The sequence below is a fragment of the Glaciihabitans sp. dw_435 genome (assembly GCF_018449675.1).
In the GTDB taxonomy this organism is placed as follows: Bacteria; Actinomycetota; Actinomycetes; order Actinomycetales; family Microbacteriaceae; genus Glaciihabitans.
Genome location: NZ_JAAVUZ010000003.1, coordinates 249,325 through 275,981 on the forward strand (window position 1 = coordinate 249,325; position 26,657 = coordinate 275,981).

Here is a 26,657-nt window from a genome sequence, read left to right on the forward strand (position 1 = left end):
ACATCAAGATACGTGAACTCCCTTGCCGACAACGGTGATGCCCGTTTCCGTCACGGTGAAGCCCCTGGCGCGATCCGCGTCCGCGTCAACACCAACCGTAGCGCCTTCGTCGATGACCACATCCTTGTCGAGGATCGCTCGACGAACGACCGCATTCGCGCCGATAACCACCCGCTCGAACACGACAGAATCGACGACGGTGGCGCCCGAACCCACCACGCACCACGGCCCGAGAACGCTGCGTTCCAAGTGCGCCCCGGAGATCACCGTTCCCAGCGAAACGATCGAGTCGATCGTGGTGCCAAGGTTCCCCTTGGCGTCGCGCACGAACTTTGCCGGCGGGGAGTTGAGCTGCTGGCTGTAGATCGGCCATTCGCGGTTGTAGAGGTTGAAGATCGGCAGCGCCGAGATGAGGTCCTGGTGCGCATCGAAGAACGATTCGATCGTTCCCACGTCACGCCAGTAGTACTTGTCCCGGTCGGTGGAGCCGGGAACATCGTTGTGGTTGAGGTCGTAGACGCCCGCCTCGCCACGCGAAACGAAGTCAGGAACGATGTCACCACCCATGTCGTGATTCGACTCGGTGTTCTCCCCATCGCGGATCACCGCTTCCATCAGGATGTCCGCGTTGAACACGTAATTACCCATAGAGGCGAGCACTTCGCCGGGCGACTCCTCGAGGCCAACGGCGTCCTTGGGCTTCTCGAGGAACGCCTTAATGCGGGTGGGGTCGTCCTTGTCCAGTTCGATCACGCCGAACTGGTCGGCGAGGGAGATGGGCTGGCGGATCGCCGCGACCGTCACCCCGGCGCCGGACGCGATGTGCGCCTCGATCATCTGGGCGAAGTCCATGCGGTAGACGTGATCGGCTCCGACCACAACGACGATGTCGGGCTTTTCATCGCGCAAGAGGTTGAGACTTTGAAGGATGGCGTCGGCGGATCCGCTGAACCATCGCTTGCCGAGACGCTGCTGAGCCGGGACCGACGCGATGTACGCGTTCAGGAGACCGCTCATATGCCAGGTCTGGGATACATGACGGTCAAGACTGTGGGACTTGTACTGGGTCAGTACGACAATTTGGCTCAGGCCCGAGTTGATCAGGTTGCTGAGTGCAAAGTCGATCAGTCGGTATCCGCCCCCAAAGGGAACTGCGGGCTTCGCACGGTCTGCGGTCAGGGGCATCAAACGCTTGCCCTCTCCACCAGCAAGGACAATGCCAAATATCTTCTTCGATGCCATGGCTACAGAGTATTGCGTCCAGCCGCTGCTGTACTAGCGTCTAGAGCATGCGAGTAGACCTGATAAGCCGCGAATATCCGCCCGAGGTATATGGCGGAGCCGGAGTGCACGTAGCCGAATTGGTCCGCGCAATGCGCGACGACGTTGATGTCGTCGTCCGTTGCTTCGGCGGACCCCGCGACGAACCGGGGGTATTCAACTATCCCGTGCCGGCCGAATTAGCCGGCGCAAATCCCGCCCTGGCGACCTTGGGGGTTGACCTGCAGATCGCTAACGATGTAGTCGGCGCCGACGTAGTGCATTCGCACACCTGGTATGCCAACGCGGCCGGTCATTTGGCCTCCATGCTGCACGGAATTCCCCATGTGGTCACGGCTCACAGCCTCGAACCGCTGCGCCCGTGGAAGGCCGAGCAACTCGGCGGGGGATACCGCGTGTCGAGTTGGATCGAATCCACCGCCTTCGCCGGAGCCGCCGCCGTCATTGCCGTCAGTGATGGCATGCGCCGCGACATCCTGCGTTCCTACCCGTTCCTCGACGAGGAGAAGGTCGTGACCGTGCACAACGGCATCGACCTCACCCGGTGGAAGCCCATCGATGATGCCGACGTGGTCCGTGGCCTCGGGATCGACCCCGACCGCCCCTCGGTCGTCTTCGTGGGTCGCATCACCCGGCAAAAGGGACTGCCCTACCTTCTCCGTGCTGCGGCGCTCCTCCCGCCCGAGGTGCAACTCGTGCTGTGTGCCGGCGCGCCCGACACCCCGGAGATTCTCGCGGAGGTCGAAGCGGGCGTCGCAGCCCTCCAGCAGGAGCGCACCGGTGTGGTCTGGATCGATCGTCTGCTCAGCCAGCCCGAGCTCTCCGCCGTGCTCACCGCGGCGACCACGTTCGTATGCCCGTCTGTCTATGAGCCGCTGGGGATCGTCAATCTTGAGGCAATGGCCTGCGGCGCCCCCGTCGTGGGGACAGCGACCGGAGGAATCCCCGAGGTCGTCGAGGACGGCGTCACCGGGCGTCTTGTGCCGATCGAGCAACTCCAGGACGGCACCGGCACGCCCATCGACCCCGAAAAGTTCATCGCTGATCTCGCCCGGATCCTCACCGAGGTGGTAAGCGATCCAGAGACGGCGCGGACGATGGGCGAGGCCGGGCGCCGGCGCGCGGAAACCCACTTCAGCTGGGACCGCATCGCGCTGCGAACGCGAGAGATCTACGCTTCTCTGCTCTAGGCTGAGACGATCATGGCAAGCGTTCTCCAGCTCACTGACGTCTCCATCATTCGCGACGGTACAACTATCCTCGACCACGTCTCGTGGACCGTGGACAGTTCCGAACGGTGGGTGATTCTCGGACCCAACGGCGCGGGCAAAACTACCCTCCTCCAGGTTGCGGCGGCGCTGGTGCATCCCAGTTCCGGCACGGCGCAGATCCTGGATGACACGCTCGGAGCTGTCGACGTTTTCGAGCTGCGCCCGCGCATCGGCTTCGCCTCCTCGGCGATGGCCAAGCGCATTCCCGCGACCGAGACCGTGCTGAACGTCGTGCTGACGGCGGCCTGGTCGGTAACCGGACGCTGGAACGAGGTCTACGAAGACATCGACGTGCGTCGCGCGGAACGGGTGCTCGCCGAATGGAAGCTCGACCACCTGTCGGGTCGCCGCTTTGGTCTCCTCAGTGACGGCGAACAGAAGCGGGTGCAGATTGCCCGCGCGGTCATGACCGACCCCGAGCTCCTGCTGTTGGACGAGCCCGCGGCCAGCCTCGACCTTGGCTCGCGTGAGGAGTTGCTGCAGCTCCTCGGTGGCTACGCCAGCGCTCCGGAGGCGCCGGGCATCGTGATGGTGACACACCACGTCGAGGAGATTCCCGTGGGATTCACCCACGCGCTCTTGCTGACCAACGGTGCCATCCACGCGGCAGGCCCCATCGGCGACGTCATCACAGTGGATGTCCTCAGCAGTGCGTTCGGGCTGCAACTGGCCGTGACATCCGACAATGGACGGTTCACCGCCCGGGCGGTCTAGCTATCCGGCCTCGGTCGACCGCGACACGCTCGGCGGGTATTTCCGAGGAAGCTTCGTCGCGGAGATCAAGTCTGGTACTCTGAGAAGTCGGTTCGGCGCGCTTCGTCGCGCAGACCACCACAATCTTTCCCCATCCTGATAACAACAAGCCAAGGATCCACCATGAAGTCTGATACTCACCCCACGTACGCGCCGATCGTGTTCCGCGACCTGGCCTCTGGTGCGACGTTCCTGACGCGCTCCACCGTGACCAGCCAGAAGACCATCGAGCTCGACGGCGAGACCTACCCGGTCATCGACGTGGAAATCTCGTCCGAGTCGCACCCGTTCTACACGGGCAAGCAGCGCATCATGGACTCTGCGGGACGCGTCGAGAAGTTCAACTCGCGCTACGCGGGTTTCGGAAAGTAACTCTTTCCCCCAGCATTACGACAAAGGCGACCAACGATAACGTTGGTCGCCTTTGTCGTGGGCGGATGACGCGAGGCGCGGTTAGCGCTCGGGCCACGCGCCCGACGTGGTGAAGTCGGGGTTGTGCGTGCGGCGCATGTAGTCCTGGAAACTCGCGGACTGCTCCTCGCACCAGCCGACCTGCTGCGAGTGCAGCTCTATCGCGTCGATGTCGAGTTCGGCGCCATACGCGCGGACCATCGCCTGGGCGACACGCCCCGCAGCGACAGCGTCGGCAGCGGCGTCGTGGGCACCTACGAGGTCCACACCGTAGAAGAGCGCGGCGGCCTCCAGGGTGCGCTTTCCCTTGCGGTACTTGTCCACCGCCTTATCCAGTACGAGCGGATCGATGACGGGCGAGGGACCGACCAGGGGTGCGATGCCATAGCGCACGGCCTCGCGGTTGAGCAGGCTGAGATCGTAGGCCGCGTTATAGATGGTGACGGCGATGCCACGTTCGAACAGGGAACGAAGAGTGTCGACGATCTCGGCGACCACCAGCGCCGCCGGACGGCCCTCCGCACGGGCGCGTTCGGTGGTGATGCCGTGCACGGCCGTCGCCTGCTCGGGGATCTCCACCCCGGGATCTGCCAGCCAGTCGTAGCGCTCGACGAGCGCGCCTGTCGAGTCGAGGACACCCACATGGGCCGACACGATGCGGCTGGTTTCGATGTCGATTCCCGTGGTCTCGAGGTCAAAAACCCCAAGAGTGTCGAACCACTGGCCGTTCGTTGTTGAAGCTGTCATGCACACACCGTAGCGGCAGCCAGTGACACTACTCGGCTGCCGCTACGGGGTGTGAATAATTCGATCGGGACCCGGCTACGAACGCCCGCCCGCAAAGTGCGATTCGCCGACGTGCAGCCAGTAGAAGCTCTGCGTGCCGAGGGTCAGCGTGACGGATCCGTCCTCGTTGATTGTGGGGAACTGCCCACCACCGAACAGGTCGTACAGGCTGGATCCGCCCAGTTCATCCATCTGAATGGTGACCGACACCGGGTTGTGGGCGAAGCTGAACACGCACAGGATCTTCTCCGGGGCATCCCCAAACTGCGATCCAGACCCCTCATATTCGCGCACAAACGCAAGCACAGACTCGTGATCCGTCTGCAGCATGCGCAGCTCGCCGAGCCCGAACGTGGGATGAGCCTTGCGCACGTGGATCACGTTGCGCACCCAGTGCAGCAGTGACCGTGACTGCGCCAGCTGGGATTCGACATTGACCAGGTTGTAGTTGTAGACGAGCGACTGAACGACGGGCAGGTACAGCTTGCCCGGGTCCGCGGTGGAGAAGCCGGCGTTGCGGTCCGGCGTCCACTGCATGGGCGTGCGCGAGCTGTCGCGGTCGGGGAGCCAGATGTTGTCGCCCATGCCAATCTCGTCCCCGTAGTAGAGGAACGGACTGCCCTTGAGCGAGAACAAGAGTGCGTGGGCGAGCTCGAGCTCTGCGCGGGAGTTGTCCAGAAGCGGCGCCAGACGGCGTCGGATACCGATGTTTGATCGCATGCGGGGGTCGTACGCGTACCAGCCGTACATCGCCTGGCGGTATTCCTCGGACACCATCTCGAGGGTGAGCTCGTCGTGGTTGCGAAGGAAGACACCCCAGCCAGCTCCGCTCGGAACGTCGGTGGCCTCCGAGAGAATGCGGATCAGCTCGCCGGCCTGCTGGGAACGAAGGGAGTAGAAGATGCGGGGCATGACGGGGAAGTCGAAAGCCATGTGGCACTCGGGCTCTTCCTCGGTACCGAAGAACTGCACGACCTCCTGCGGCCACTGGTTCGCCTCGGCGATCAGGATTCGTCCGGGGTAGTCCCGGTCGATCATGGTGCGCAGGTCGCGAATGAACTGGTGGGTCTCCGGCTCGCCCTCACCGTTGCCCTCTTCGGTCTCGAAGAGGTACGGGATCGCGTCAAGACGGATTCCGTCGACACCCAGATCCATCCAGAAACGGACGGTGTCGAAGACCGCCTCGCGCACGGCCGGGTTCTCGAAGTTGAGGTCGGGCTGGTGCGAGAAGAAGCGGTGGAAGAAGAACTGGCGGCGCACCGGGTCGAAGGTCCAGTTGGACTCCTCGGTGTCGACGAAGATGATGCGGATGTTCTTGTACTCTTCGTCCGTGTCGCGCCAGACGTAGAAGTCGCCGTAGGGACCCTCGGGGTCTTCGCGCGACTGCTGGAACCAGTCGTGGGCATCCGAGGTGTGGTTCAACGGGTAGTCGATGACGATGCGCATGTTGCGCTCGTGCGCCTTGGTGACGAGGTCACGGAATTCTTCCAGCGTGCCGAACTCCGGCAGGATCGCGTGGAAGTCAGAGACGTCGTATCCGCCATCGCGCAGGGGCGACTGGTAGAACGGCGGGAGCCAGAGAGCGTCCACACCCAGCCACTGCAGGTAGTCGAGGCGGGAAATCAGCCCGCTCAGGTCGCCCGCGCCGTCGCCATTGCTGTCGACGAAACTGCGCACCATGACTTCGTAGAAGACAGCGCGTCTGTACCACTGCGGATCCAGGGCAAGACCAGGCATCTGGATGGGGGCGGTGAAGGTCACTTCGCTCCTTTCGAGCGCGCATTCCGGCTGCGATGCCGGCTTCTGAGCAAGTGGTATTGAGTCTAGGTGGAGGCCGGAAGCGTTTGCGCAGTCGCCGCTCCATAGACTTGAACCAAATGCCCATTGAATCGCCGTACGCAGCCCTGCTCGATGCCGTTCCCGTGACGGAGTCCGAGGTGTCGGTGTTGGGCAGCTCCACCAGGTACTGGACGTACGGGGCGGATGACGCGCCGCTGACGATCGTGGCGGTGCATGGTTTCCGTGGCGAGCACCACGGTCTCGATCCGGTCGTCGCACACCTGTCCGGTGTTCGCGTGATCAGCCCCGACCTTCCCGGCTTCGGGGAATCCACACCGCTGACCGAGGTGGACACCTCCATCGAGGGCTACTCGGCGTGGCTCACCGGGTTCGTCGGGCAGCTGGGGCTGACGGGGGAGGCGATCATCCTCGGACACTCCTTCGGGTCCATCGTCACCTCCCACGCGGTCGCTGCTGGCCTGCAGACGCCCCGGCTCGTTCTCATCAACCCGATCGCCGCCCCCGCTCTCTCCGGCCCCAAAGCATTCCTCACGTGGCTGACGGTGCAGTACTACCGCGCGAGTGCCGCCCTGCCCGAGCGTGCCGGGCTCGCCCTGCTCGGCAATCCCGCCATCGTGCGCTTCACCAGCCTCGCGATGGTCACGACGAAGGACCCGGCGCTGCGTCGGTGGATCCACGACCAGCACGACACCTATTTCAGCCGGTACTCCGACCGCCGCACGGTGCTCGCCGGCTTCCAGGCGTCGATCACGAGCGATGTCAGCACGGCAGCCCCCGCCATCTCCGTTCCCACGTTGCTCATCGCCGCCGACCGGGACCCGATCACCAGCGTGAAGGCACTGCACCGCCTCGAAGAGATTTTCCCGAACTCCTCCCTCGTTATGCTCGAGGGTGTGGGGCATCTAATTCACTACGAGCGTCCCCGTGAGGCCGCACGCGCGATCGTCGACTTCCTCGGCGTTGGCAGCGTGGCGGAGGCCCAGCCGTGAAGATCCTCTTCGATTGCCGCTACATCAAATACCCGCGCCACGACGGCATCAGCCGCTTCTCTGCTGGCCTCGTCACCGCGCTCGGGCGGCTGCACCCGGTCACCATGGTCATCAGCGACGAGCGCCAGCTGAGCATGCTCCCGGACCTGCCCTGGGTGCTTGGCCCGTCGCCGACGGCCATCACCGAGCCCGCGGCATCCCTCTATTTCAACAAGTTTGAGCCCGATGTTGTCTACACGCCCATGCAGACCATGGGCCCGTGGGGCCGTCGCTTCCGGCTCGTGACCACGGTGCACGACCTCATTTACTACAGCAACCGCACTCCGCCGCGGAATCTCATCTGGCCGGTGCGGGTCGTCTGGCGTCTCTACCACCTGTCGTGGGCGCCCCAGCGTGCGCTGCTGCGCAAGGCGGACGCGCACGTGTCGGTCTCCGAGACGACCAAGCAACTCATGCTGAGCAAAGACCTCACCCCGCACCCCATCGTTGTGGTGCCCAACGCCGTCGAAGATCCCCTGGTGCAGCGCGACAGCGTTCCGACCGGACGGGACCTGCTCTACATGGGCTCGTTCATGCCGTACAAGAATGTCGAGCTGCTGGCGACCGCCATGCACCTGTTGCCCGGGTACCACCTGCACCTGCTCAGCCGCGCCTCCGCGGAAGACAAGCGGCGCCTGGAGCGTCTCGCACCCGTCGGATCGATGACCTTCCACGACGGCGCGAGCGACGAGGAGTATGGCCGCCTCCTGTCAGAGGCGTTCGCCGTCGTCACGGCGTCACGCAACGAGGGCTTTGGCCTGCCGTTGCTCGAGTCGATGGTGACGGGCACACCCGTGGTTGCCAGTGACATTCCCGTGTTCCGCGAGATCGCGGGGGAGTCCGCCCTCTTCTTCGACGTCGACGACCCGCAGGACTTCGCGAACACCGTGCGCCGCCTCGAAGACGGGGACGAGTGGATGACCCGCTCCGCCGAATCCCGGGAGCGCACCGAAACCTACCGCTGGAACAATTCGGCGGCGATCCTGCTCGACCTGCTCACGCGTGACTTCGAGGAGTCGACGGCGAAGAACCGGACGGAACCCACATCACGCCCCTAGGTCGACCGAGTGTGACCCGTCCGGCGCTCAGCTGTGGACGGCGTCGCGACCCTCGAGGGCGTTCTGCTCATCGATGCTGCCGGTCGCGCAGTCGAGGGACAAGACGTCGATGGGGTCGTTGAAGACCAGCAGCTCGAGCGTCCCGTCCGAGTGCAGGATGCTGTGAATGGAACCGTTGCTGATCGGACCGTGCTCCATGCCCGGGTCGACCTCGTTGAGCACGGAGCGAATGACGCCGCCGTGGCTGACAACGATGATGTCCCCACCGGGGTGTGCCTCGGCGAGGTCGATGAGGGCGGGTATGACGCGATCGGTGACCTGCTCGCGGGTTTCGCGGCCGGGAACCGGATCGTCACCGGGGAACCGGCGGTCGACCTCTTCCCAGTCGAGCCCCTCGGCCTCGCCGTAGGCGCGCTCCATCAGCGCGTCCCGGGTTGCAGGTGCCGGCAGTCCGACCTCGCGGGCGATTATGCTCGCCGTCTCGAACGCGCGCGACAGCGGGCTGGAGTAAATCGCATCCCATTCCCGCCGGGCGAGGAGCCTTCCGGTGACGGCCGCCTGCTCCCGCCCGGTGTCGTTGAGGGGGATGTCGGTGCTGCCCTGGATGCGGCGCTGCGCGTTCCACGCGGTCTCGCCATGGCGAACCAGATAGATGCGGGTCATGGCGCGCTCCTTCGTCGGGCGGACGCCGAACCGCACAGCTAGGTAAGCAGCTCCCGCAGCGCGGAGAGTGTCTCGGACGTTCCGGCCTCAATCTTAACCGCAGCGCGACCGTCCCCCTTGGTCACCCCACGGTTGATAATCACCACCGGCAGCTTGCGACGCATCGCCTGGTCGAGAAGGCGAATGCCGGAATTGACGACGAGGGATGACCCGGCGATCAGCAGCGCGTCGGCGCCCTGCACCAGCGCGCTCGCCTCGGAGAACTTCACCTTGGGAATGAACTCACCAAAGAACACGATGTCGGGCTTGAGCGCTCCGCCGCACACCGTGCACTCGGGAAGGACGAAGTCGGAGACGTTCGTGATGACGACGTCGCCATCGGGTCCCAGCTCCTGGGAATCGGGGTCGGTGAGCCACGGGTTGGCCGCGGCGATGCGGTCGGAGATGTCGGTGCGGGCGTAGAGCTGGCCACAGGTCAGGCAGCGCACACGGTCCATGGTGCCGTGCAGGTCGACGACGCGCTGGGATCCGGCGCGCAGGTGCAGACCGTCCACGTTCTGGGTGATGATGCCGTTGACGGCCCCGGCGAGTTCCAGATCCACGAGGGCACGGTGACCGGCGTTGGGTCGCGCCGCGTCAAACCGGCTCCAGCCGAGCTGGCTCCCCGCCCAGTACCGCTTGCGGTACTCGAGGTCCGACAGGAACATCTGGAAGGTCATGGGAGTTCGAACCGGGGCGCCGGCGCCGCGGTAGTCGGGGATTCCCGAGTCGGTACTGACCCCGGCCCCGGTGAGAACTGCGACGCGGCGACCACGAAGGGCGGCGACTGCGGCTTCCAGTTGCTGCTCGACGGCGGGCTCGAGCGGAGCGGTGAGCATTCCCGTGGGGGATGCGGCTGGCAGGGTCATCCGGCCTCCTAAAATGTTGGTGGCGCTTCCGCAATCTTAAACACCGCAGTTTTCCGATATGTTTCCGATTGCTGGCAGTTACGCCACCAGCGCATTCGCGCTCCCGGAAGTCTGGATCTGTCATGCACCTCGTCCCCATCGATTCTCTCGAGGCCGGGGGACTGGCGGACTACGCGAAGCTGACGGATGTCTCGCTGCGCAGGGTGTCAGAACCCGAGGGCGGCCTCTACATCGCGGAGTCGGCAAAGGTGATCGAGCGCGCCCTCGCCGCGGGCCACCGGCCGCGTTCCATCCTGCTGCAGGAGAAGTGGCTGCCGGAGATCGAGCCCCTCGTCGCCGCCTACGACGGCCCCATCTACGTGGGCGACTCGGCGCTGCTCGAAAAGCTCACCGGATTCCAGATGCACCGCGGTGCTCTTGCCTCCATGCAGAGGCCACCGCTTCCGTCCGTCGCGGACACGGTCGCCGGGGCCCGGCGCATCGTCATTCTCGAGGACATCGTCGACCACACCAATGTGGGAGCGATCTTTCGCTCCGTCGCGGGGCTCGGCGCCGATGCAGTGCTGATCACGCCGCGCTGCGCGGATCCCCTCTACCGCCGCAGCGTGCGCGTGAGCATGGGCACCGTGCTGCAGGTGCCGTGGACCCGGCTTCCCGAGTGGCCCGAGGGAGCAACGGTGTTGAAGGACCTCGGCTTCCACATCGCCGCACTCGCCCTCAGCGATACGGCCGTCGACCTCGACACCTTTGCCGCGGCGGCGCCCGAGAAGGTGGCCCTGTTGCTCGGCACGGAAGGTGACGGCCTCAGTCGTGAAGCTCTGGGCGTCGCCGACACGATCGTGACGATCCCGATGCTGCACGGCGTCGATTCCCTCAACGTCGCCTCGGCCAGCGCCGTCGGGCTGTATGCGCTCGGTCCATCGCGGCCGTGGTCTGCCACTCCATCCGCCTAGCATTCACCTGTGGATTCGCGCTGAGTTCACCCACCCGCGTTTAGGATGAGCACGAAGCCCTCGTATTGGGGGCACGCGAACGGTGTGTGGGATTCGGGCACACCTTTTCAGGGGGAATCATGAACACACCATCATCCACGCGCGGCAATCGCGCACGACGGGCCGCGGCCTCGTTCATCCTGGGCACCGTTGCCCTGGCTGGCTGCATCGTCGTTCCGGCCGTATCGGCCACCGCAGAGACCGCAACGGCGCCGGAGACAGCAGCCCTCACCGGGGCCGTGTCGACTGCACCTGCGGCAACACCAGCCGCCGCGGCATCCATCACCTTCACCCGCACCTGGCAAAAGGTGCTCTCCAACTCCAACAAGCCCGTCTGGTTCGGCTCTCCCGGTGTCGGCGTCCTCGACAACAAGGGCGTCTCCGTCATCGTCGGCGACAAGGGCGGCACGATCTGGGCGCTGCACGCCACTGACGGCTCCGTCGTTCCCGGCTGGCCCTACCAGGCGAAGGTCCCCGTGCAGTCCACGCCCTCCGTGCTCGGTGTCGGGTCGACAGCCCGGGTGTTCGTGGGCGTCGGCGAGTCATCCGCTCCCACCAAGGGTGGCTACCTCGCCCTGTCGGCGACCGGCCACAAGATCTGGCTGAAGACCCCGTACCTGTACCCGAGCGGCACCGGCGAGAAGCGCGGCGTCATGTCCTCGCTCTCCATCGGTAACCTGCAGACCGGCAGCGATGTCGTCGGCGGCTCCATGGGACAGATGCAGCTCGCCATTAACGCCAAGACCGGCAGCACTCTCAAGGGCTTCCCGTGGCTGCAGGCCGACACCAACTTCTCCACCCCTGCCGTCGCGCGCATCTCCGGCGGCACCGGTCGCGACTTCATCATCGAGGGTGGCGACTCCACCGCTGGTGTGGCAGCGGGAGGCTACCGCTACAAGAACGGTGGCCACATTCGCATCCTGCGGGCAACGGGTAACGCGGGCACCGGTGTGAAGAACGGTGGCCTCGTCTGCCAGTACAACACCAACCAGGTCGTGCAGTCGTCGCCGGCCGTCGGGCGCTTCCTCGCCAAGAACACGTTGGGCGTCGTCAGCGGAACGGGCACCTACTACAAGGGCGCCGCGGACAGCAACAAGATCATTGCGATCAACACCGCATGCAAGAAGGTGTGGGCCGTGAAGATCGATGGCAGTTCGAAGCCCAGCCCGGCTCTCGCAGACGCCGACGGCAACGGCAAGCTCGAAGCCGTCACCATCTCGGCCAAGGGCACCGTGTACGCCCTGGATGGCGCAACGGGCAAGGCAATCTGGAAGCGTTCACTCGGATACGCGACCGACGGCGGAATCACCACCTTCGCTGCCCCGAACGCCAAGTTCCAGTACATCCTCGCTCCCACGAGCCATGGCCTGTTCATCCTGGACGGTCGCAACGGCCGCGTTGTCACGCAGCTCGCTCCCACGATCCGCATGCGCAGTTCCGCAACGGTGACGGCTGACCCGAGCGGCCAGATCGGCATCACGATCGCCGGACAGATCGAAGGACAGCGCCCGCTCATCAATGGTCACCAGGTGACCCGCGGCTACGTCGCGCACTTCGTTGTCGGCGGCGCCAGCGTCAAGACGAAGGTCACCACCGTGCAGACCAAGGGAGCGTGGCCCATGTTCCACCACGATCCCAAGCTCACGGGATTCGCCAACCAGTAACACCCGAACGATCGGCTGAAGGGCGTGCGCGGTGCGCGCGCCCTTCAGCTTTTAATTCATCGCCGTGACTACTATGACCGAGTGCCTCTAACCCGTCAGCAGATCTACCGCCGTCGGCGGATAACCGTATTCAGCTCGGTTGCAGCACTTCTCGTTGTTGCTTTTTACCTTCCGATGACGCTGCTGGCTCCGCTGGGCGCTGCCGCATCGACGACCGTTCCCTACACGGCTCCCGCGCAGACCGCCGCAGCCGTCACGGTGCCGGCCTATGGAACCAGCGGCATCGGTGCCGTGGGAACGAGCGGGCTCCTCGCCAAGGGCGGGACCGACAAGGCATTGCCCATCGCCTCCATCAGCAAGATCATCACGACACTGATCGTGCTGGAGAAGCACCCCATCGCCGCGGGAACCGAGGGCGCAACGCTCACGTTCACCCAGGCAGACATCGCCGTGTACAACGACTACGTGGCCAACAACGGCCTCGTGCTACCCGTCTACGTGGGGCTCAAGGTCAGTCAGCTCGACGTGATTGAGCTCATGCTCGTGGCATCCGGCAACAACTATGCCCACTCGCTCGTCGACTGGGCCTTCGGGTCCGAAGAGGCCTACGCCGGGACCACCCGCGCCTGGCTCGACGAGCACGGCATGACGTCCACGAGCATTTCCGATGCCACCGGGATGAACCCGAAAAACGTCAGTACCCCCGGTGACCTCGTCACCCTCGGCAAACTCGCCCTGAAGGACCCCACCATCGCCAAGATCATCGCGATGAAGACGGTCACCGTGCCCAACGTCGGCACGTACACCAACACCAACTCGCTACTGGGTGTCGACGGCATTGACGGCATCAAGACCGGCACCCTCGACTCGGCAGGCTCCAACCTTCTGTTTTCGTCCGACATCACCGTGGGAGGCACCCCGATTACCCTCGTGGGCGTTGTGCTCGGAGCCGCGAACCACGGCGTCGTCGACGCGAGCGTGAAGGCTCTCGTCGAGAGTGCGAAGGCGGGATTCAGACAGGTGACCCTCGCCAAGGCGGGGGACAGCTTCGGTTCCTACACGACGGACTGGGGCGAAAAGGCACAGGCAGTCGCCCAGAAGGATGCCACGGCCGTTGTCTGGTCGACCACTCCCGTCACCGCGAAGGTGGCCACACAGCAGGTAACGACGGCCGCCGACGGCACCTCCGTCGGCACCGTGACCTTCACGGTCGGCGCACAAACGATTGCTGTTCCCCTGATTCTCAAGGGAACGCTGGAAGACCCGGGCGCCTGGTGGCGACTCACCAATCCCGGAGATCTGTTCTAACCACGGTTTCCCAGTAATCGCCCCTATGCTCGCAATATCTGCACGGAGCAATTGCTCGTTTCACGGCTGAGAAGTCAACCCAATGGTCAGGGGTATCGTGACGATTCCAGCCGCGTCGGCTTCTACGCCACGCATTATCAAGACGGGCCCGCGTGGTATCGCAAACCCGGTCTCCGAATTCTCGGCTCTGCTGAGCACCGTCCGCGACGCGGGCCTGCTGCATCGCACCCGAACGTTCTACATCATCAACTTCGCCATCATCAGCGCCCTCATGGGCGCGGCCTGGGTCGGCTTCGCCCTCCTCGGCGACAGCTGGTACCAGCTCATCATCGCCGGTGTCATGGGGCTGTTGTTCACCCAGTACGCCTTCACCGCGCACGAGGCTGCACACCGCCAGGTCTTTGAGTCTGGCAAGGCCAACGACTTTGCCGGTCGCATCGTGGCTGACCTTCTCGTCGGCATCAGCTACTCCTGGTGGATGACCAAGCACACGCGTCATCATGCCAACCCGAACACGGTCGGCAAGGACCCGGACATCGAGCCGGACTTCATCGTCTTCCAGGAGCAGCACGCACGCGCTCTTGGCGGCATCTCGGCATTCCTTGCGCGTCGCCAGGGCTGGTTGTTCTTCCCCGCGCTGACGGCCGAAGGCCTCAACCTCCACGCGCAGGCGTTCAAGACGGTCTTCAGCAAGGGCAAGGTCGACAAGCGCGGCACCGAGATCACGCTCCTCCTGGTGCGCAACATCGGGTTCCTCGCCGTTGTCTTCACCTTCCTTCCCCTGGGAATGGCATTCGCATTCGTCGGCGTGCAGCTCGCCGTCTTCGGCGTGTACATGGGAGCGTCGTTCGCCCCGAACCACAAGGGCATGCCGCAGATCCCCAAGGACAGCAAGGTCGACTTCCTGCGTCGGCAGGTGCTCACCAGCCGCAACATTCGCGGAGGCTTCGGCATGAACGTGTTCATGGGCGGACTCAACTACCAGATCGAGCACCACCTGTTCCCGAGCATGCCCCGCCCGCACCTCAAGCGCGCCGGCGAGATTGTGCGGGAATACTGCGAAGCCAAGGGGATTCTCTACACACAGGCATCCGTCCTCGAGTCGTATGGAATCGTCATCGCCTACCTGAACCGCGTTGGCCTGACCGCCCGCGATCCGTTCGACTGCCCGGCAGCCGCGCGATACGGACGCTAACGACACACAGTCAACAGAAATGGCCCGGACTCAGTCCGGGCCATTTTTCTGTGTCGGCTGGGCCGGCAGCGGTCAGTTACTCGGGAAAACCGGGACGCTTCGCCGTGACATTGTCTCCGGAGGACTGATGCCGGATGCGGCGGAGCACCCACGGCACCAGGTGCTCCCGCGCCCACCCCATGTCCTCGACGCGGGCGTGACGCCAGGACGTCTTCGGCAACGGTTCGGGCGCGTACGCCTCGAGGTCGTTCTCCACGTTCAGCGCCGCGAGCACCATGCGGGCGATGGTGTGGTGCCCGACAGCCGAGAAGTGCAGCCGGTCGGGTGCCCACATCCGAGGGTCCCGCAGCTCCCGCAGCGCCCACATGTCCGCAACGATGGCGTCGTTGCGCAGCGCGATTGCGCGGACATTCTCGTTGAAGATCGCCACCTTGCCGCGCGATCGGTTGAGCACCGGAGTCATCCCGATGTCCGGGCCGGTGAAGATGACAACGGTGGCGCCGTCCGACCTGAGCCGAACGATCGCCGATTCCAGGCGGGAGGCAATCTCATCGGGATCGGTGCCGGGGCGGATGATGTCGTTGCCGCCGCCGGAAATGGTGATCAGGTCGGGGTGCAGCGCGAGGGCGGCGTCCACCTGCTCGTCCATGATCTGCTGCAACAGCCTGCCCCGCACGGCGAGGTTGGCGTAGGCGAAATCGGGGGAGCTCTCGGTGAGTACCTCTGCGACCCGGTCGGCCCATCCACGGAACCCGCCCGGGCTTTCGGGCTCTGGGTCACCGATCCCCTCGGTGAAGGAGTCTCCGAGGGCGACATATCTGGACCAGGGGTGTTGCACTGTCATGTTCCTTAGTCTGCACGAACCGGAAGAAGGGGCACCGGTTACCGCATCAAAACTACTCGCTATTACCTGCGTTGCATAGCAAGGCTATGTTTTGGCTACTACCAACGCGACGGGGCACCCGTCAACCCTCGCTGTCGAAAACACCACGATGGTTAACTATGGGGTGTATCCGAGACCCGGGTACGAACACAACCCTCGGGAGTTTTGCATGACTATCATCGGCTGGATCATCCTCGGTCTGCTGGCCGGAGCGATCGCAAAGGCGATCCTGCCAGGACGGCAGGGTGGCGGATGGATCATCACTCTGATTCTCGGAGTCGTTGGAGCCCTCCTCGGCGGATTCCTCGGCGGTGCCCTGTTCAACGTCAACCTCGGCGGATTCTTCGACCTTCGCACGTGGCTCCTCGCCATCGGTGGAGCGATCATCGTGTTGCTCATCTACGGACTCGTCACGCGCGGCAGCCGCCGCGCGTAGTCGGTACGCGGAAGGGGGCGGCGCGCGAGAGCGCACCGCCCCCTTCGTCATTCTCATCACGATCCTTCCGACCAATGTCAGCGGGCGATGACAGACTGAGAGCGTGAGTAAGCAGGACGGCAGTGGGCGGCAGGTCTCTGACGCACCCACCGACGACACCACCGCGAACATCATGCACGTCGACATGGACGCGTTCTTTGCGTCTGTCGAACTGCTCGAACGACCCGACCTGAAGGGCTTGCCGGTCATCGTCGGCCACCGTGGTGGCCGGTCGGTGGTCACCGCAGCCACCTACGAGGCACGCAAGTACGGCGTCAACTCGGCGATGCCCATGTCGATAGCGCTGCGCAAATGCCCCAACGCCGTGGTTCTCGAACCCCACTTCGAGCGCTACACGCATTTTTCCAGAATCGTTATGGCCATCTGCCACGATCTGACACCGCTGGTCGAACCCCTCAGCATCGACGAGGCGTTCCTGGATGTCACGGGCGCGCGCAAGCTGCTCGGCTCGCCCTTCGAGATCGCCACGCTCCTGCGGTCCCGCGTCTACGCCGAAACCGGGCTCCACTGCTCCGTAGGAGTCGCTGCGACCAAATTCATAGCGAAGCTCGCATCCGGGCTCTCCAAGCCCGATGGCCTGCTGGTGATTCCGCTCGAGGACACCCTGGCGTTTCTCCACCCCCTGCCGATCACAGCCCTGTGGGGTGTGGGCGCGAAGACGGGGGAGCAGCTGACCCGGCTGGGTCTCCGAACCGTCGGGGACGTGGCATCCACCCCACTGGCAACGCTGCAAAAGACGCTGGGCGACGCCGGTGGGCGCAAGATGCATGAGCTCTCCTGGGCGCGCGACTCCCGGTCCGTCACTCTCCACAGCGAGGAGAAGAGCGTCGGCCACGAGGTGACCTTCGAGCACGACATCACCGATCCGCAGATCATCCGGCGCGAACTGTTACGTATGAGCGACAAGGTTGCTGTGCGGCTGCGGAGCGCGGGAATGGTCGGTCGAACGGTAGTGCTGAAGCTCCGGTTCGGTGACTTCACCACGATCACGAGGTCCCGCACGCTCACGGAGCCCACCGATCTGGCACGCAGCATTTACTCGGAAGTCACTGACGTCTACGAAGCCCTCGGCAAGCAGCACTCGCGGATCCGGCTCGTCGGTGTTCGCATGGAGCAGCTCGCCCCGGCCGGCAGCGGCGCACCCGGGCTGTGGGAAACCAACGAGGGATGGCGTGAGGCGGAGCAGGCGATGGACGCCGTCACCGCCCGATTCGGCAGCGGACTCGTGCGCCCTGCGACCCTGGTGCGGAAGCCCGAAGCTCCGCAGAAACCGCCGCACGAGTCATCCGCCCGCTAAATTCATCCACGAGTCCGTCGTCGCGCTCGGCGACAGACATCGCGAGGGTGTAGCGCCCAGACTGCGGCCGTCGGCGACACGCGCGGTATCCGGCCCTTCGAACCTCGCCAGCCGGCGCTGACCTGCTTTTTTGTGCGCGGGCCATCGCCCAGGACAGGCGATGTCACACCGGGCGGGTATTGTTTTATCAAGTGAATACTCCACCTCTCCCCGGCCCCACAGTCGGTACCTTTGCGGCGGAACACCTCTCTCCCTCGTATCCGGAACGTGCGGCCCGCGGTACGGCAGACAAGCTTCGTGCCTGGCAGGCAGAGGCCCTCGATATCTACTTCGAGAAGGAGCCTCGGGACTTCCTCGCCGCCGCTACACCGGGCGCCGGTAAGACCACGTTCGCTCTCCGGCTGGCAACGGAACTGATTGCCCGCCGCGTCGTCGACCAGGTCACCGTCGTCGCCCCCACCGAGCACCTCAAAAAGCAGTGGGCTGACGCCGCTCACCGCGTGGGAATCAGGCTCAACCCCGAATTTAAAAACAGCCACGGCTTTGGCGGACGACGCTTCCACGGGGTCGCTGTCACGTACGCCCAGGTCGCCATGCGCCCGGAACACCATCGCGCGCTGACGGTATCTGCCCGCACGCTCGTCATCCTCGACGAGGTGCATCACGGCGGAGACGCGCTGAGTTGGGGCGACGCGATCCGCGAGGCATTCGAGCCCGCTACGCGCCGCCTTTCGCTGACCGGCACGCCGTTCCGCTCCGACACGGCACCGATCCCCTTTGTCTCCTACGTCAGGGACGAAAAGGGCATCCGGCTCTCGCAGACCGACTACAACTACGGGTACGGCAGAGCTCTCGCCGACGGCGTCGTCCGGCCCGTGATCTTCATGGCGTATGCGGGCAAGATGCGCTGGCGCACCAAAATGGGCGAGGAGATGGAAGCCCGACTCGGTCAGGGCGACACCAAAGACGTGACCGCCCAGGCGTGGCGTACAGCACTCGACCCGCAGGGGGAGTGGATCCCCGCGGTGCTCGCCGCGGCCGATCGTCGCCTGACCGAGGTGCGGCATTCCATCCCCGACGCGGGTGGGCTGGTGATCGCGACCGATCAGACGACCGCGCGTGCCTATGCCGATGTGCTCACCGGCCTCACCGGTCACGCCCCGACCATTGTCCTGTCGGACGAGAAGGAAGCGTCGGACCGGATCGACGCGTTCTCGAAGAGCGAGTCCCGCTGGATGGTCGCCGTGCGCATGGTGTCGGAAGGCGTCGACGTTCCCCGCCTGTCCGTGGGCGTGTACGCCACGTCAGCCTCGACTCCGCTGTACTTCGCCCAGGCAATCGGCCGTTTCGTGCGGGCGCGCCGCCGGGGCGAGATCGCCTCCATCTTCGTGCCGAGCGTCCCGACGCTCATTGCCCTGGCCTCGAGCCTCGAGCTGGAACGCGACCATGCCCTCGACCGCGACACCGCAGACGATGAGCTTCTCGACGAAGACGCCATGGACGCCGCCAACCGCACCGAGAAAGCGTCGGAGACGGTGCCGGACGAGTTCGAGTGGAAGGCACTGGAGTCGGACGCAAACTTCGACCGGGTGCTCTACGAGGGTGACGAGTTCGGCTTTGCTGCAGGGATGGGGAGTGACGAGGAGCTCGACTTCATCGGCCTTCCCGGCATCCTCGAACCCGAACAGGTGCGCGAACTGCTGCAGCAGCGGCAGGCCCGGCAGGCGCGACACACCGCCGCCAACCCGCCGCCCAAGGACACTGAGCCCGCCCCGCTCTACCGCACGCTCAAGGAACAACGCACTCTGCTGAACAGTCTCGTGGGCATGCGCGCAAAGCTGAACAACGAGCCGCACGGAATCGTTCATGCGGAACTGCGGCGGGTGTGCGGCGGGCCCGCGGTAGGTCAGGCCTCTGTCACCCAGCTCCAGGCGCGCATCGATTACCTGCGTCGCGGGCTCACGCGATAGCCAGTACACCAACGAAAGGCGCCGGACTGAATGTCCGGCGCCTTTCGTGCAGCTCGACGTGTTAGCCGGTGTACCCCGTCAGGTCGTACACGGTGGAGCCGCCCACGGTCGTCGCGGTGAAGGTAGCAGCGACCCAGGTCGAGATGTCGCTTGCCGAGCTGGAGCCGCCCGCACTGCCTCCGCCTCCGCCGCCCTGTCCGCTGGCGATGTAGTAGCTCACATCACCCGCTGCGACGTATGCCTTGAACTGAGCCAGTGTCGGGGTCGGGTCTCCGCTCCAGCCGCCGATCGCCATGACGGCCGTATCGCTGGATAGCTCGAGTCCCGCCGCGGACTGCGATCCATTGACGGCCGCCGCCCACCGACTCGTAGTCGCCTGCAGGAGCGCGTCCAGGTCGGCCGACGATGTGGAGTCTGCGCCTCCGTCCGTCGTTGCGGTGCCGTCGGTGGTGGTGCCGCCGTCGGTCCCCGTGTCGGTCGTCCCCGTGCCGGTCGTTCCGTCCGGAGCCGTGCCGGTTTCGTCCGACGGGGGAGTTCCGCCGCCGTCACCCGACGGGGGCGTTCCACCGCCGAATCCTCCACCGTCACCCGTGGGAGCACCGCCGGTGCCTCCGCCGAATCCACCGCCGCCCATGCCTCCACCAGACGTGGATGCGGGGCCCACGGACGGGATCGAACCGCTGTGCGTCACCGATGCGGTAGCAATCGCGTAGGCGGCTGAACCCCCCACACTAAAGAGCGTTCCGGCGAGAACCGCGACGGTCATCACCCGGTTCAGTTCGAGGAGCGAGCCGATGAGGATGGCGAGGGCCGACAGCACGGACCCTGCCAGAAGAACCCAGCGCAGCCAGGGGAGCCAGTCCGCGTTGGTGGCAAGCAAGTGGAATGCCCACCCGCCCGAGACGAGGATCATTGCCGCAAGACCGAGACGGCCAACCCACGTCGTTCGCATGGTCCACAGGGTGATTCCACCCATGGCCACGAGTCCCGCGATCGCCGGGGCGAGTGCCACGGTGTAATACGGGTGGATCGTGCCGCTCATGAAACTGAACAGCAGCCCGGTCACGACGAGCCATCCGCCCCAGATGACGAAGCCTGACCGCAGCGCGTCCGAGCGGCCACGGCGCAGCGTGACGATGAGTCCGAGTACGAGGGCGATCAACGCCGCGGGAAGCAGCCAGGAGATCTCGAGCCCCATCTCGCTGCTGAACAACCGGTTCAGTCCTGTCGCTCCGCCGAAACTGGAGCCGGCCGTTCCCGTACCGCCACCCGCGCCACCACCGCCACCGGCGGAACTGCCGAAGATCCGGCCAAATCCGTTGTATCCGAACACGAGGTCGAGCACGGTGTTGTCCGTGGATCCTCCGATGTAGGGACGGGCGTCTGCGGGGAACAGGGCAACGATGACGAGCCACCACCCCGCTCCGACGATGAGAGAGCCGGCCGCGATCAACAGGTGCACAAGGCGGCGCCAGATCGTGGTGGGTGCCGCGAGCAGGTACACGAGGCCGAACGCCGGCAGCACCAGAAGGCCCTGCAGCATCTTGGTGAGGAATGCGAAGCCGAGAGCGACGCCGGCCAGCGCGAGCCACCTCCAGGCAGCCTTCGGCAGCGACCGCACGACGAAGTACGCGGCGGCGGTCATCAGCAGCACCAGGAGAGCATCCGGGTTGTCGAAGCGGAACATCAGGGCCGCGGCCGGAGTGAATGCGAGGACCAGACCGGCGATGAGCCCGCCGATGTTGCTCAGCACAGCACCGAACGTCAGCAAGCTTCGGCGGACAGCTCCGAAGAGGAGGGCGACGGATGCCACGCCCATAAGTGCCTGCGGAGCGAGCACGCTCCACGCCGAGAATCCGAAGATTCGGGCGGACAGCCCCATGACCCACAGCGATGCCGGAGGCTTGTCGACGGTGATGAAGTTGGATGAGTCAAGCGAGCCGAAGAACAGCGCTTTCCAGTCTTCGGATCCTGCCTGGACTGCCGCGGCGTAGAAGGTGTTGGCATTTCCACTCGCGGCCAGGTTCCATAGATAGAGAATTCCCGTGACAACGAGCAAGCCCCACAGCGTTGGTCGTGCCCAGACGGGATCGGCGCGCTCTCCAAGAAAGAGGCGCGTGAGAATGCCGCGTCGCCCGCTCGTCAAGCGGTCGGTGGCGGGCACGGTGTGCGCGGTCATATTGTTACCCTTCGAGAGTTTCGTTGATAGAAGCCTCTCGGTCGCCCCTGTTCAGGAGCTTGGCGCAGGTTATGCAGTTCCTATGTACTGGGATGCACGCGTACATTCACATCCGCCGGCTCGAATCCAGTGGTATCACATCGCGTGTGCCTACTATGGGGGTCATTCATTGGGGGACATTGTGAATTCATCCAGACTCGTATCGCTCATGCTCGCGCCTGCCCTGATCATCGGCGGCGTCAGCGCGGTCGCGGTGGCGACACCCGCGTCAGCCTCGACGCCCGCTGCCGCCAGCGCTTCTCCCACCGAGCCGGCAGTCGTCAGAATTCTCGCGGACACCAACGCGGTTCGGGCAGCGGCGGGAAAGCCCGCCCTGAAGCGCAACACGGCACTCGACGCCGTCGCCCAAAAATGGGCTGCCCAGCAGTATCTGAACGGTGCGATGAGTCACAACCCCAACTACTCGACGCAGATCCCCGCGGGTTGGTCGGCGGCCGGAGAGAACGTGGCCAATGGCTACGCGTACACCGAGGTGGTGGGCGCCTGGCGCAACTCGAAGCCGCACTACGCGAATCTGATCGGCAACTACACCGACATGGGCACGGGCTTCTACGAGGCGAATGGCCAGCGCTACTACAGCCAGGTGTTTGCCGCGTACCCCGCATCTGCGCCGCCGGTCGTATCGCCTCCATCGTCGACCGTCGCCGCTCCCGCCGTCACCCTGTCGGCGACGTCCCTGGCCGCGGGCAAGAAATTCACGGTGACAGTGAGCCGGGTGAATGCGGGAGCGACCGCCATCGCCACGTTTGGTGGCAAGTCGTATCGCTTTACGGGCAGCAAGCGGTTCGTCCTCACTGCTCCCTCCCGCGCCGGCATGTATGGGCTCAGAGTGACCGTGACGTCCGGGGTAAATGCCGGAAAGTCGGTACTCCCGGTCGTCCGGGTGGGCATCGTGTTGTCGTCGGTCAGCGTCACGGCGCCCGCCGCCGTGCACGTCAATGCGAGGTTCGTCGTGAAGGGCAGCATCGGCGTTGCCCGGGCCGGGGCGAAGGTGTCCGTCTACTACAGCAAGAGTAAAACGCGCGGATTCGTCAAGCTGACGAGCACCACCACAGCGAAGAACGGCGTGTATGTGGCCAAGCCGCAGATCAGGGCGACCGGCAGTTATTACATCCAGGTAATCGTCTCCGGCGATGCCCGGTTCTCGTCCGTCGCGCAGATCACGCGCGGGCCGGTGCGGGTGGTCCGCTAGCACCGCCGCCCGTCACCAGCCTCTTCTGAATCACGCGGCTTCCTCAGCGGAAGTCGCGTGATTTGGTCTGGGGGCTCATGGTCAGCAGTTCAAACCGGTCGGCGACAAGGTTGGTCACCCCCTCCGTTGATCGTTCGAGGATGCCGCGAATGATCATGGCCGGGGCATCCCGCGCGATACGGCGATAGCGGTTCCAGACACCCACCCCGCAGATCACGTTGACCAGCCCCATCTCGTCTTCCAGGTTCACGAACGTAATACCGCTGGCCGTCGCAGGCCGTTGACGGTGGGTCACTACGCCCGCGACCTCCACCCGACGGCCGCTCTCAGCCGTTTTCAGCTGGGCCGAGGAAAGCACTCCGCGCCGGGACAGCGCATCCCTCAGGTGCCGGATGGGGTGATTGTCCGTCGACAGCCCCGTTGCCCACAGGTCGGAAATCATCTCGTCCACCTCGGAGGGCATCGAGAACAGGGGAGGCTGCACGGCCACCACGGTGTTGGGCAGGAATTCGGCGCGGTCCTGGGCTGCGTTTCCGGCGTTCCACATGGCCTCGCGCCGAGTCATCCCGAACACATCGAAGGCTCCCGAGGCGGCAAGCGTCTCCAACTGCGCGGTGTTCAGCCCCACCCGACGCACCAGATCGTGCATGTCGCGATAGTTGCCGGCCCGCTCGCGCTCCTCGATGATGCGGGTGGCCAGGGGTGCGCCGATACCGGTGACCTCGTCGAGGCCGAGGCGTACGGCGAATGCCCCATCCCGGCGGTGGTCATCGGAATCAAAGGGCACGGTGCGGTCGAATTCCCCCACGGGAGGCTGCGGCCCGAAACACGAGTCAACGCCGAGCGGCCCCGGCTCGTCGATACCTTCCAGTCCCGCGCTGACACCCGAGCTGTTGATGTCCGGACGAAGCACCTGCACGCCATGACGGCGGGCATCGGCGACGAGGGTCTGCGGAGAGTAGAACCCCATGGGCTGGGACCGCAGGAGGGCGGCGAGGAACGCCGCCGGGTAGTGCAGGCGCATCCAGGAGCTGGCGTAGACGAGAAGGGCGAAGCTCAGGCTGTGACTTTCGGCGAACCCGAAGTTGGCGAAGGCCTGGATCTTGGAATAGATCTCATCGGCGTCGCTGCCGGTGATGCCGTTGGATTCCATGCCGGCGTAGAGCTTGTCGCGCAGCGTCTCGATCCGTTCGATGCCGCGCTTGGAGCCCATGGCGCGGCGGAGCTGATCGGCGTCTTCCCCAGTACAGCCGCCCACCGCCATCGCCATCTGCATGAGCTGCTCCTGGAACACGGGCACACCGAGGGTGCGCTCGAGCGGCTCTTTGAGACTCGGATGCATGTAGGTGACCTCTTCGAGACCCAGCTTGCGGCGGACGAACGGATGTACCGCTCCGCCCTGAATCGGGCCGGGGCGCACCATGGCAATTTCGACGACCAGGTCATAGAAGCGCCGCGGTTGGAGGCGGGGGAGCAGCCCCATCTGCGCGCGGGACTCCACCTGGAACACACCAATCGAGTCCGCCCGGCACAGCATGTCGTAGACCCCGGGCTCTTCCTTGGGAATGTTGTCGAGCGTCAGTTCTTCACCGAGGTGCTCACGCACCAGATCGAAGTTGTGCTGGAGGGCGGCGAGCATGCCGAGCCCGAGCAGGTCGAACTTGACCAGACCCATCCAGGCACAGTCATCCTTATCCCACTGCAGCACCGTGCGGCCGTCCATCCGTCCGTGTTCGATCGGGCAGACCTCACCCACCGGCCGGTCGGTGAGCACCATGCCGCCCGAGTGAATCCCCATGTGCCGGGGGAAGGTCAGCACATCCTGCGCGAGGGAGACCACCGCATCGGGAATGTCGTGGTCTTCGCTCGACACGAGGGCACCCCACCGTTCGACCTGCTTCGACCACGCGTCCTGCTGCCCCGGGCTGTGTCCGAGCGCCTTGGCCATGTCCCGCACCGCAAACTTGGGGCGGTACTGGATGACGTTAGCCACCTGCGCCGCATTGTGCCTGCCGTACTTGGTGTAGACGTACTGGATGACCTCCTCACGCCGGTCGGAGTCGAAGTCCACGTCGATGTCGGGCTCCTCATCGCGCATGCTCGAAAGAAAGCGCTCGAACGGCAGGTCATAGAAGATGGGGTCGACGGCCGTGATCTTGAGCAGGTAACACACGGCAGAGTTGGCGGCGGAACCCCGACCCTGGCAGAGGATTCCCTGGCTGCGGGCAAACCGCACGATGTCGTACACGATCAGGAAGTAGCCGGGAAAGTCCTTCGTCTCGATCACCCCCAGCTCGCGTTCGATGCGGGCACGATCTTTCTCGGGCATGTTCGGATACCGCTCCGCCGCGCCATCCCACACCAGCTTGCGCAGCCAGCTCATGGGCGTGTGCCCCTCGGGAACCTCCTGCTGGGGAAGCCCGGGCTTTGCCCGACGCAGCTCAAAGCTCAGGTCATCGGCGACCTCCACCGTGCGTTCGATCGCCCCGGGGTAGCGCGAGAACCGTGCCATCATTTCGGCGCCGCTGCGCAGGTGGGATCCAGCGGATGCCGGGAGCCAACCGTCCATGTCGTCGAGGCTTCTCCGTGCCCGCACGGCCGCGAGGGCGGTAGCCAGACGGTGCTGCTTCGGCGTGGCGTAGTGGACATTGCCGGTGGCAACGACGGATAACCTCGCGCGGGCGGCAATCTGGGCGAGCGCATCATTGTGCGCGCTGTCGAGGGGACTTCCCGTGTCGAAGAGCTCGACCAACACGTTGTCGCGGCCGAACAGGTCAACGAGACGATCGACCTCCCGGGCCGCTGCGCGTTCGGCATCACCGCTGTCGCCAGCACCCACGAGAGCCTGCCGCACCCGTCCCTTGCGGCACCCGGTCAGAATCGTCCAGGCGCCACCGGCGCGATCGGAGAGTTCACCGAGATCGTAGACCGGTCGCCCCTTCTCCTCTCCCGCCAGTTGCGCGGACGTGAGGGCGCCGGCCAGCCGGTGGTATCCCTCCTGCTTGCGCGCGAGCACCACGAGATGGCTGCCCTCGGGATCTGCAGCACCGTTCTGAGGCTTGGTCAGGCCAAAGGAGAGCTCCGCGCCGTAGACAGTCTTGATGTCATAGTTCTCCGCCGCTTCGGCCATCCGCACGATGCCGTACAAACCGTCGTGATCCGTCAGCGCGAGAGCGTGCAACCCCAGCCGCTGCGACTCCTCGAGCAACGCTTCGGGGGAGGAGGCACCGTCGAGGAAACTGAAGTTGGAGTGGGTGTGCAACTCGGCATAGGGGATAGCGGCGGTCGTGGCATCCGGAATCGGCTGTGGCACATACGGTTGCCGTTTTGTCGACCAGGCGGGGCTGTCCCCGCCGTCGGCGCCGAGGGGAGGCGCGCCGGGGCGACTGCGGCCGGAGAGCTTTCGTTCAAACTCCGACCAGGAAATGGGTGGGTTGCTGTAGCCCATTAGTGTTCACGCCT

21 protein-coding genes are annotated in these 26,657 nt (G+C 65.0%); 13 read left to right on the plus strand and 8 right to left on the minus strand.

All coding sequences use genetic code 11. The features are described from left to right. Positions 1-3 precede the first annotated feature (3 nt). Positions 4-1,242, minus strand: a complete 1,239-nt coding sequence (gene glgC / locus HB677_RS06055; protein WP_213814779.1) for a glucose-1-phosphate adenylyltransferase — start codon at positions 1,240-1,242, stop codon at positions 4-6. Positions 1,243-1,289: 47 nt separating this feature from the next. Here glgC and glgA point away from each other — a divergent pair, with 47 nt between their 5' ends. The 3 genes from glgA (at position 1,290) to HB677_RS06070 (ending at position 3,677) form a co-directional block, all read left to right on the plus strand. Next, entirely contained in the window at positions 1,290-2,471 is a 1,182-nt protein-coding gene (gene glgA / locus HB677_RS06060; protein WP_213814780.1) for a glycogen synthase, read from the plus strand. A gap of 12 nt (positions 2,472-2,483) precedes the next feature. Then, positions 2,484-3,266, plus strand: a complete 783-nt coding sequence (locus HB677_RS06065; RefSeq protein ID WP_213814781.1) for an ABC transporter ATP-binding protein — start codon at positions 2,484-2,486, stop codon at positions 3,264-3,266. A gap of 162 nt (positions 3,267-3,428) precedes the next feature. After that, a complete protein-coding gene (locus tag HB677_RS06070) occupies positions 3,429-3,677 on the plus strand; it encodes a type B 50S ribosomal protein L31 (RefSeq protein WP_213814782.1) in 249 nt (82 codons plus the stop codon). A gap of 81 nt (positions 3,678-3,758) precedes the next feature. Here the strand turns inward: HB677_RS06070 and HB677_RS06075 are convergent, their stop codons facing one another. Next, positions 3,759-4,463 carry an exonuclease domain-containing protein gene (locus tag HB677_RS06075; protein ID WP_213814783.1) on the minus strand — a complete coding sequence of 235 codons (705 nt, stop codon included), beginning with the start codon at positions 4,461-4,463 and terminating at the stop codon, positions 3,759-3,761. Positions 4,464-4,538: 75 nt separating this feature from the next. Further along, complete coding sequence (gene treS / locus HB677_RS06080; RefSeq protein WP_213814784.1) at positions 4,539-6,263, minus strand: maltose alpha-D-glucosyltransferase; 1,725 nt, start codon at positions 6,261-6,263, stop codon at positions 4,539-4,541. 116 nt (positions 6,264-6,379) lie between these two features. Between treS and HB677_RS06085 the strand changes: the two genes are divergently transcribed. Next, on the plus strand, positions 6,380-7,291 hold the full coding sequence (locus tag HB677_RS06085) for an alpha/beta fold hydrolase (RefSeq protein WP_213814785.1): 912 nt from the start codon (positions 6,380-6,382) through the stop codon (positions 7,289-7,291). After that, positions 7,288-8,388: a glycosyltransferase family 1 protein gene (locus tag HB677_RS18780; protein WP_213814786.1), complete on the plus strand. Its 1,101-nt coding sequence runs from the start codon at positions 7,288-7,290 to the stop codon at positions 8,386-8,388. Before HB677_RS06085 ends, HB677_RS18780 begins: the two co-directional genes overlap by 4 nt. Positions 8,389-8,415: 27 nt before the next feature. Here the strand turns inward: HB677_RS18780 and HB677_RS06095 are convergent, their stop codons facing one another. Both HB677_RS06095 and HB677_RS06100 read right to left on the minus strand, forming a co-directional pair. Then, entirely contained in the window at positions 8,416-9,051 is a 636-nt protein-coding gene (locus tag HB677_RS06095) for a histidine phosphatase family protein (RefSeq protein ID WP_213814787.1), read from the minus strand. Between the two features lie 38 nt (positions 9,052-9,089). After that, the gene (locus HB677_RS06100; RefSeq protein ID WP_213814938.1) at positions 9,090-9,929 is read right to left on the minus strand and encodes a Sir2 family NAD-dependent protein deacetylase; all 840 of its coding nucleotides are present in this window, start codon (positions 9,927-9,929) and stop codon (positions 9,090-9,092) included. 152 nt (positions 9,930-10,081) lie between these two features. Here HB677_RS06100 and HB677_RS06105 point away from each other — a divergent pair, with 152 nt between their 5' ends. The 4 genes from HB677_RS06105 to HB677_RS06120 all read left to right on the plus strand — a co-directional run bounded on the left by HB677_RS06105 (position 10,082) and on the right by HB677_RS06120 (position 15,118). Beyond that, positions 10,082-10,912, plus strand: a complete 831-nt coding sequence (locus HB677_RS06105) for an RNA methyltransferase (RefSeq protein WP_213814788.1) — start codon at positions 10,082-10,084, stop codon at positions 10,910-10,912. A 119-nt stretch (positions 10,913-11,031) separates the two neighbouring features. Next, positions 11,032-12,615, plus strand: a complete 1,584-nt coding sequence (locus HB677_RS06110; RefSeq protein WP_213814789.1) for a PQQ-binding-like beta-propeller repeat protein — start codon at positions 11,032-11,034, stop codon at positions 12,613-12,615. A gap of 81 nt (positions 12,616-12,696) precedes the next feature. Next, positions 12,697-13,923 (plus strand): D-alanyl-D-alanine carboxypeptidase family protein, encoded by a 1,227-nt coding sequence (locus HB677_RS06115; protein WP_213814790.1) that lies wholly within the window; start codon positions 12,697-12,699, stop codon positions 13,921-13,923. Positions 13,924-14,005: 82 nt separating this feature from the next. Next, the gene (locus tag HB677_RS06120) at positions 14,006-15,118 is read left to right on the plus strand and encodes an acyl-CoA desaturase (protein WP_213814791.1); all 1,113 of its coding nucleotides are present in this window, start codon (positions 14,006-14,008) and stop codon (positions 15,116-15,118) included. 76 nt (positions 15,119-15,194) lie between these two features. On the opposite strand, the gene HB677_RS06125 is transcribed toward HB677_RS06120, so the two are convergent. After that, complete coding sequence (locus HB677_RS06125) at positions 15,195-15,962, minus strand: SGNH/GDSL hydrolase family protein (protein ID WP_213814792.1); 768 nt, start codon at positions 15,960-15,962, stop codon at positions 15,195-15,197. Positions 15,963-16,170: 208 nt separating this feature from the next. Here HB677_RS06125 and HB677_RS06130 point away from each other — a divergent pair, with 208 nt between their 5' ends. The 3 genes from HB677_RS06130 to HB677_RS06140 all read left to right on the plus strand — a co-directional run bounded on the left by HB677_RS06130 (position 16,171) and on the right by HB677_RS06140 (position 19,764). Continuing rightward, on the plus strand, positions 16,171-16,437 hold the full coding sequence (locus tag HB677_RS06130) for a GlsB/YeaQ/YmgE family stress response membrane protein (protein ID WP_213814793.1): 267 nt from the start codon (positions 16,171-16,173) through the stop codon (positions 16,435-16,437). 103 nt (positions 16,438-16,540) lie between these two features. Then, the gene (dinB, locus tag HB677_RS06135; RefSeq protein WP_213814794.1) at positions 16,541-17,794 is read left to right on the plus strand and encodes a DNA polymerase IV; all 1,254 of its coding nucleotides are present in this window, start codon (positions 16,541-16,543) and stop codon (positions 17,792-17,794) included. Between the two features lie 191 nt (positions 17,795-17,985). Continuing rightward, on the plus strand, positions 17,986-19,764 hold the full coding sequence (locus HB677_RS06140) for a DEAD/DEAH box helicase (protein ID WP_213814795.1): 1,779 nt from the start codon (positions 17,986-17,988) through the stop codon (positions 19,762-19,764). Positions 19,765-19,825: 61 nt separating this feature from the next. Here HB677_RS06140 and HB677_RS06145 read toward each other — a convergent pair whose 3' ends face one another. Continuing rightward, positions 19,826-21,943, minus strand: a complete 2,118-nt coding sequence (locus HB677_RS06145) for a glycosyltransferase family 39 protein (RefSeq protein WP_213814796.1) — start codon at positions 21,941-21,943, stop codon at positions 19,826-19,828. A gap of 181 nt (positions 21,944-22,124) precedes the next feature. Between HB677_RS06145 and HB677_RS06150 the strand changes: the two genes are divergently transcribed. After that, a complete protein-coding gene (locus tag HB677_RS06150; protein ID WP_213814797.1) occupies positions 22,125-23,195 on the plus strand; it encodes a CAP domain-containing protein in 1,071 nt (356 codons plus the stop codon). 43 nt (positions 23,196-23,238) lie between these two features. Here HB677_RS06150 and HB677_RS06155 read toward each other — a convergent pair whose 3' ends face one another. Next, positions 23,239-26,643 carry an error-prone DNA polymerase gene (locus tag HB677_RS06155; RefSeq protein WP_213814798.1) on the minus strand — a complete coding sequence of 1,135 codons (3,405 nt, stop codon included), beginning with the start codon at positions 26,641-26,643 and terminating at the stop codon, positions 23,239-23,241. Between the last annotated feature and the right edge of the window lie 14 nt (positions 26,644-26,657).

Coding starts and splice junctions, on each gene's coding strand:
- glgC (WP_213814779.1), bottom strand. CDS start 1,242: ATGGCATCGAAGAAGATATTTGGCATTGTCCTTGCTGGTGGAGAGGGC.
- glgA (WP_213814780.1), top strand. CDS start 1,290: ATGCGAGTAGACCTGATAAGCCGCGAATATCCGCCCGAGGTATATGGC.
- HB677_RS06065 (WP_213814781.1), top strand. CDS start 2,484: ATGGCAAGCGTTCTCCAGCTCACTGACGTCTCCATCATTCGCGACGGT.
- HB677_RS06070 (WP_213814782.1), top strand. CDS start 3,429: ATGAAGTCTGATACTCACCCCACGTACGCGCCGATCGTGTTCCGCGAC.
- HB677_RS06075 (WP_213814783.1), bottom strand. CDS start 4,463: ATGACAGCTTCAACAACGAACGGCCAGTGGTTCGACACTCTTGGGGTT.
- HB677_RS06085 (WP_213814785.1), top strand. CDS start 6,380: ATGCCCATTGAATCGCCGTACGCAGCCCTGCTCGATGCCGTTCCCGTG.
- HB677_RS06095 (WP_213814787.1), bottom strand. CDS start 9,051: ATGACCCGCATCTATCTGGTTCGCCATGGCGAGACCGCGTGGAACGCG.
- HB677_RS06100 (WP_213814938.1), bottom strand. CDS start 9,929: ATGCTCACCGCTCCGCTCGAGCCCGCCGTCGAGCAGCAACTGGAAGCC.
- HB677_RS06105 (WP_213814788.1), top strand. CDS start 10,082: ATGCACCTCGTCCCCATCGATTCTCTCGAGGCCGGGGGACTGGCGGAC.
- HB677_RS06110 (WP_213814789.1), top strand. CDS start 11,032: ATGAACACACCATCATCCACGCGCGGCAATCGCGCACGACGGGCCGCG.
- HB677_RS06120 (WP_213814791.1), top strand. CDS start 14,006: ATGGTCAGGGGTATCGTGACGATTCCAGCCGCGTCGGCTTCTACGCCA.
- HB677_RS06125 (WP_213814792.1), bottom strand. CDS start 15,962: ATGACAGTGCAACACCCCTGGTCCAGATATGTCGCCCTCGGAGACTCC.
- HB677_RS06130 (WP_213814793.1), top strand. CDS start 16,171: ATGACTATCATCGGCTGGATCATCCTCGGTCTGCTGGCCGGAGCGATC.
- HB677_RS06145 (WP_213814796.1), bottom strand. CDS start 21,943: ATGACCGCGCACACCGTGCCCGCCACCGACCGCTTGACGAGCGGGCGA.
- HB677_RS06155 (WP_213814798.1), bottom strand. CDS start 26,643: ATGGGCTACAGCAACCCACCCATTTCCTGGTCGGAGTTTGAACGAAAG.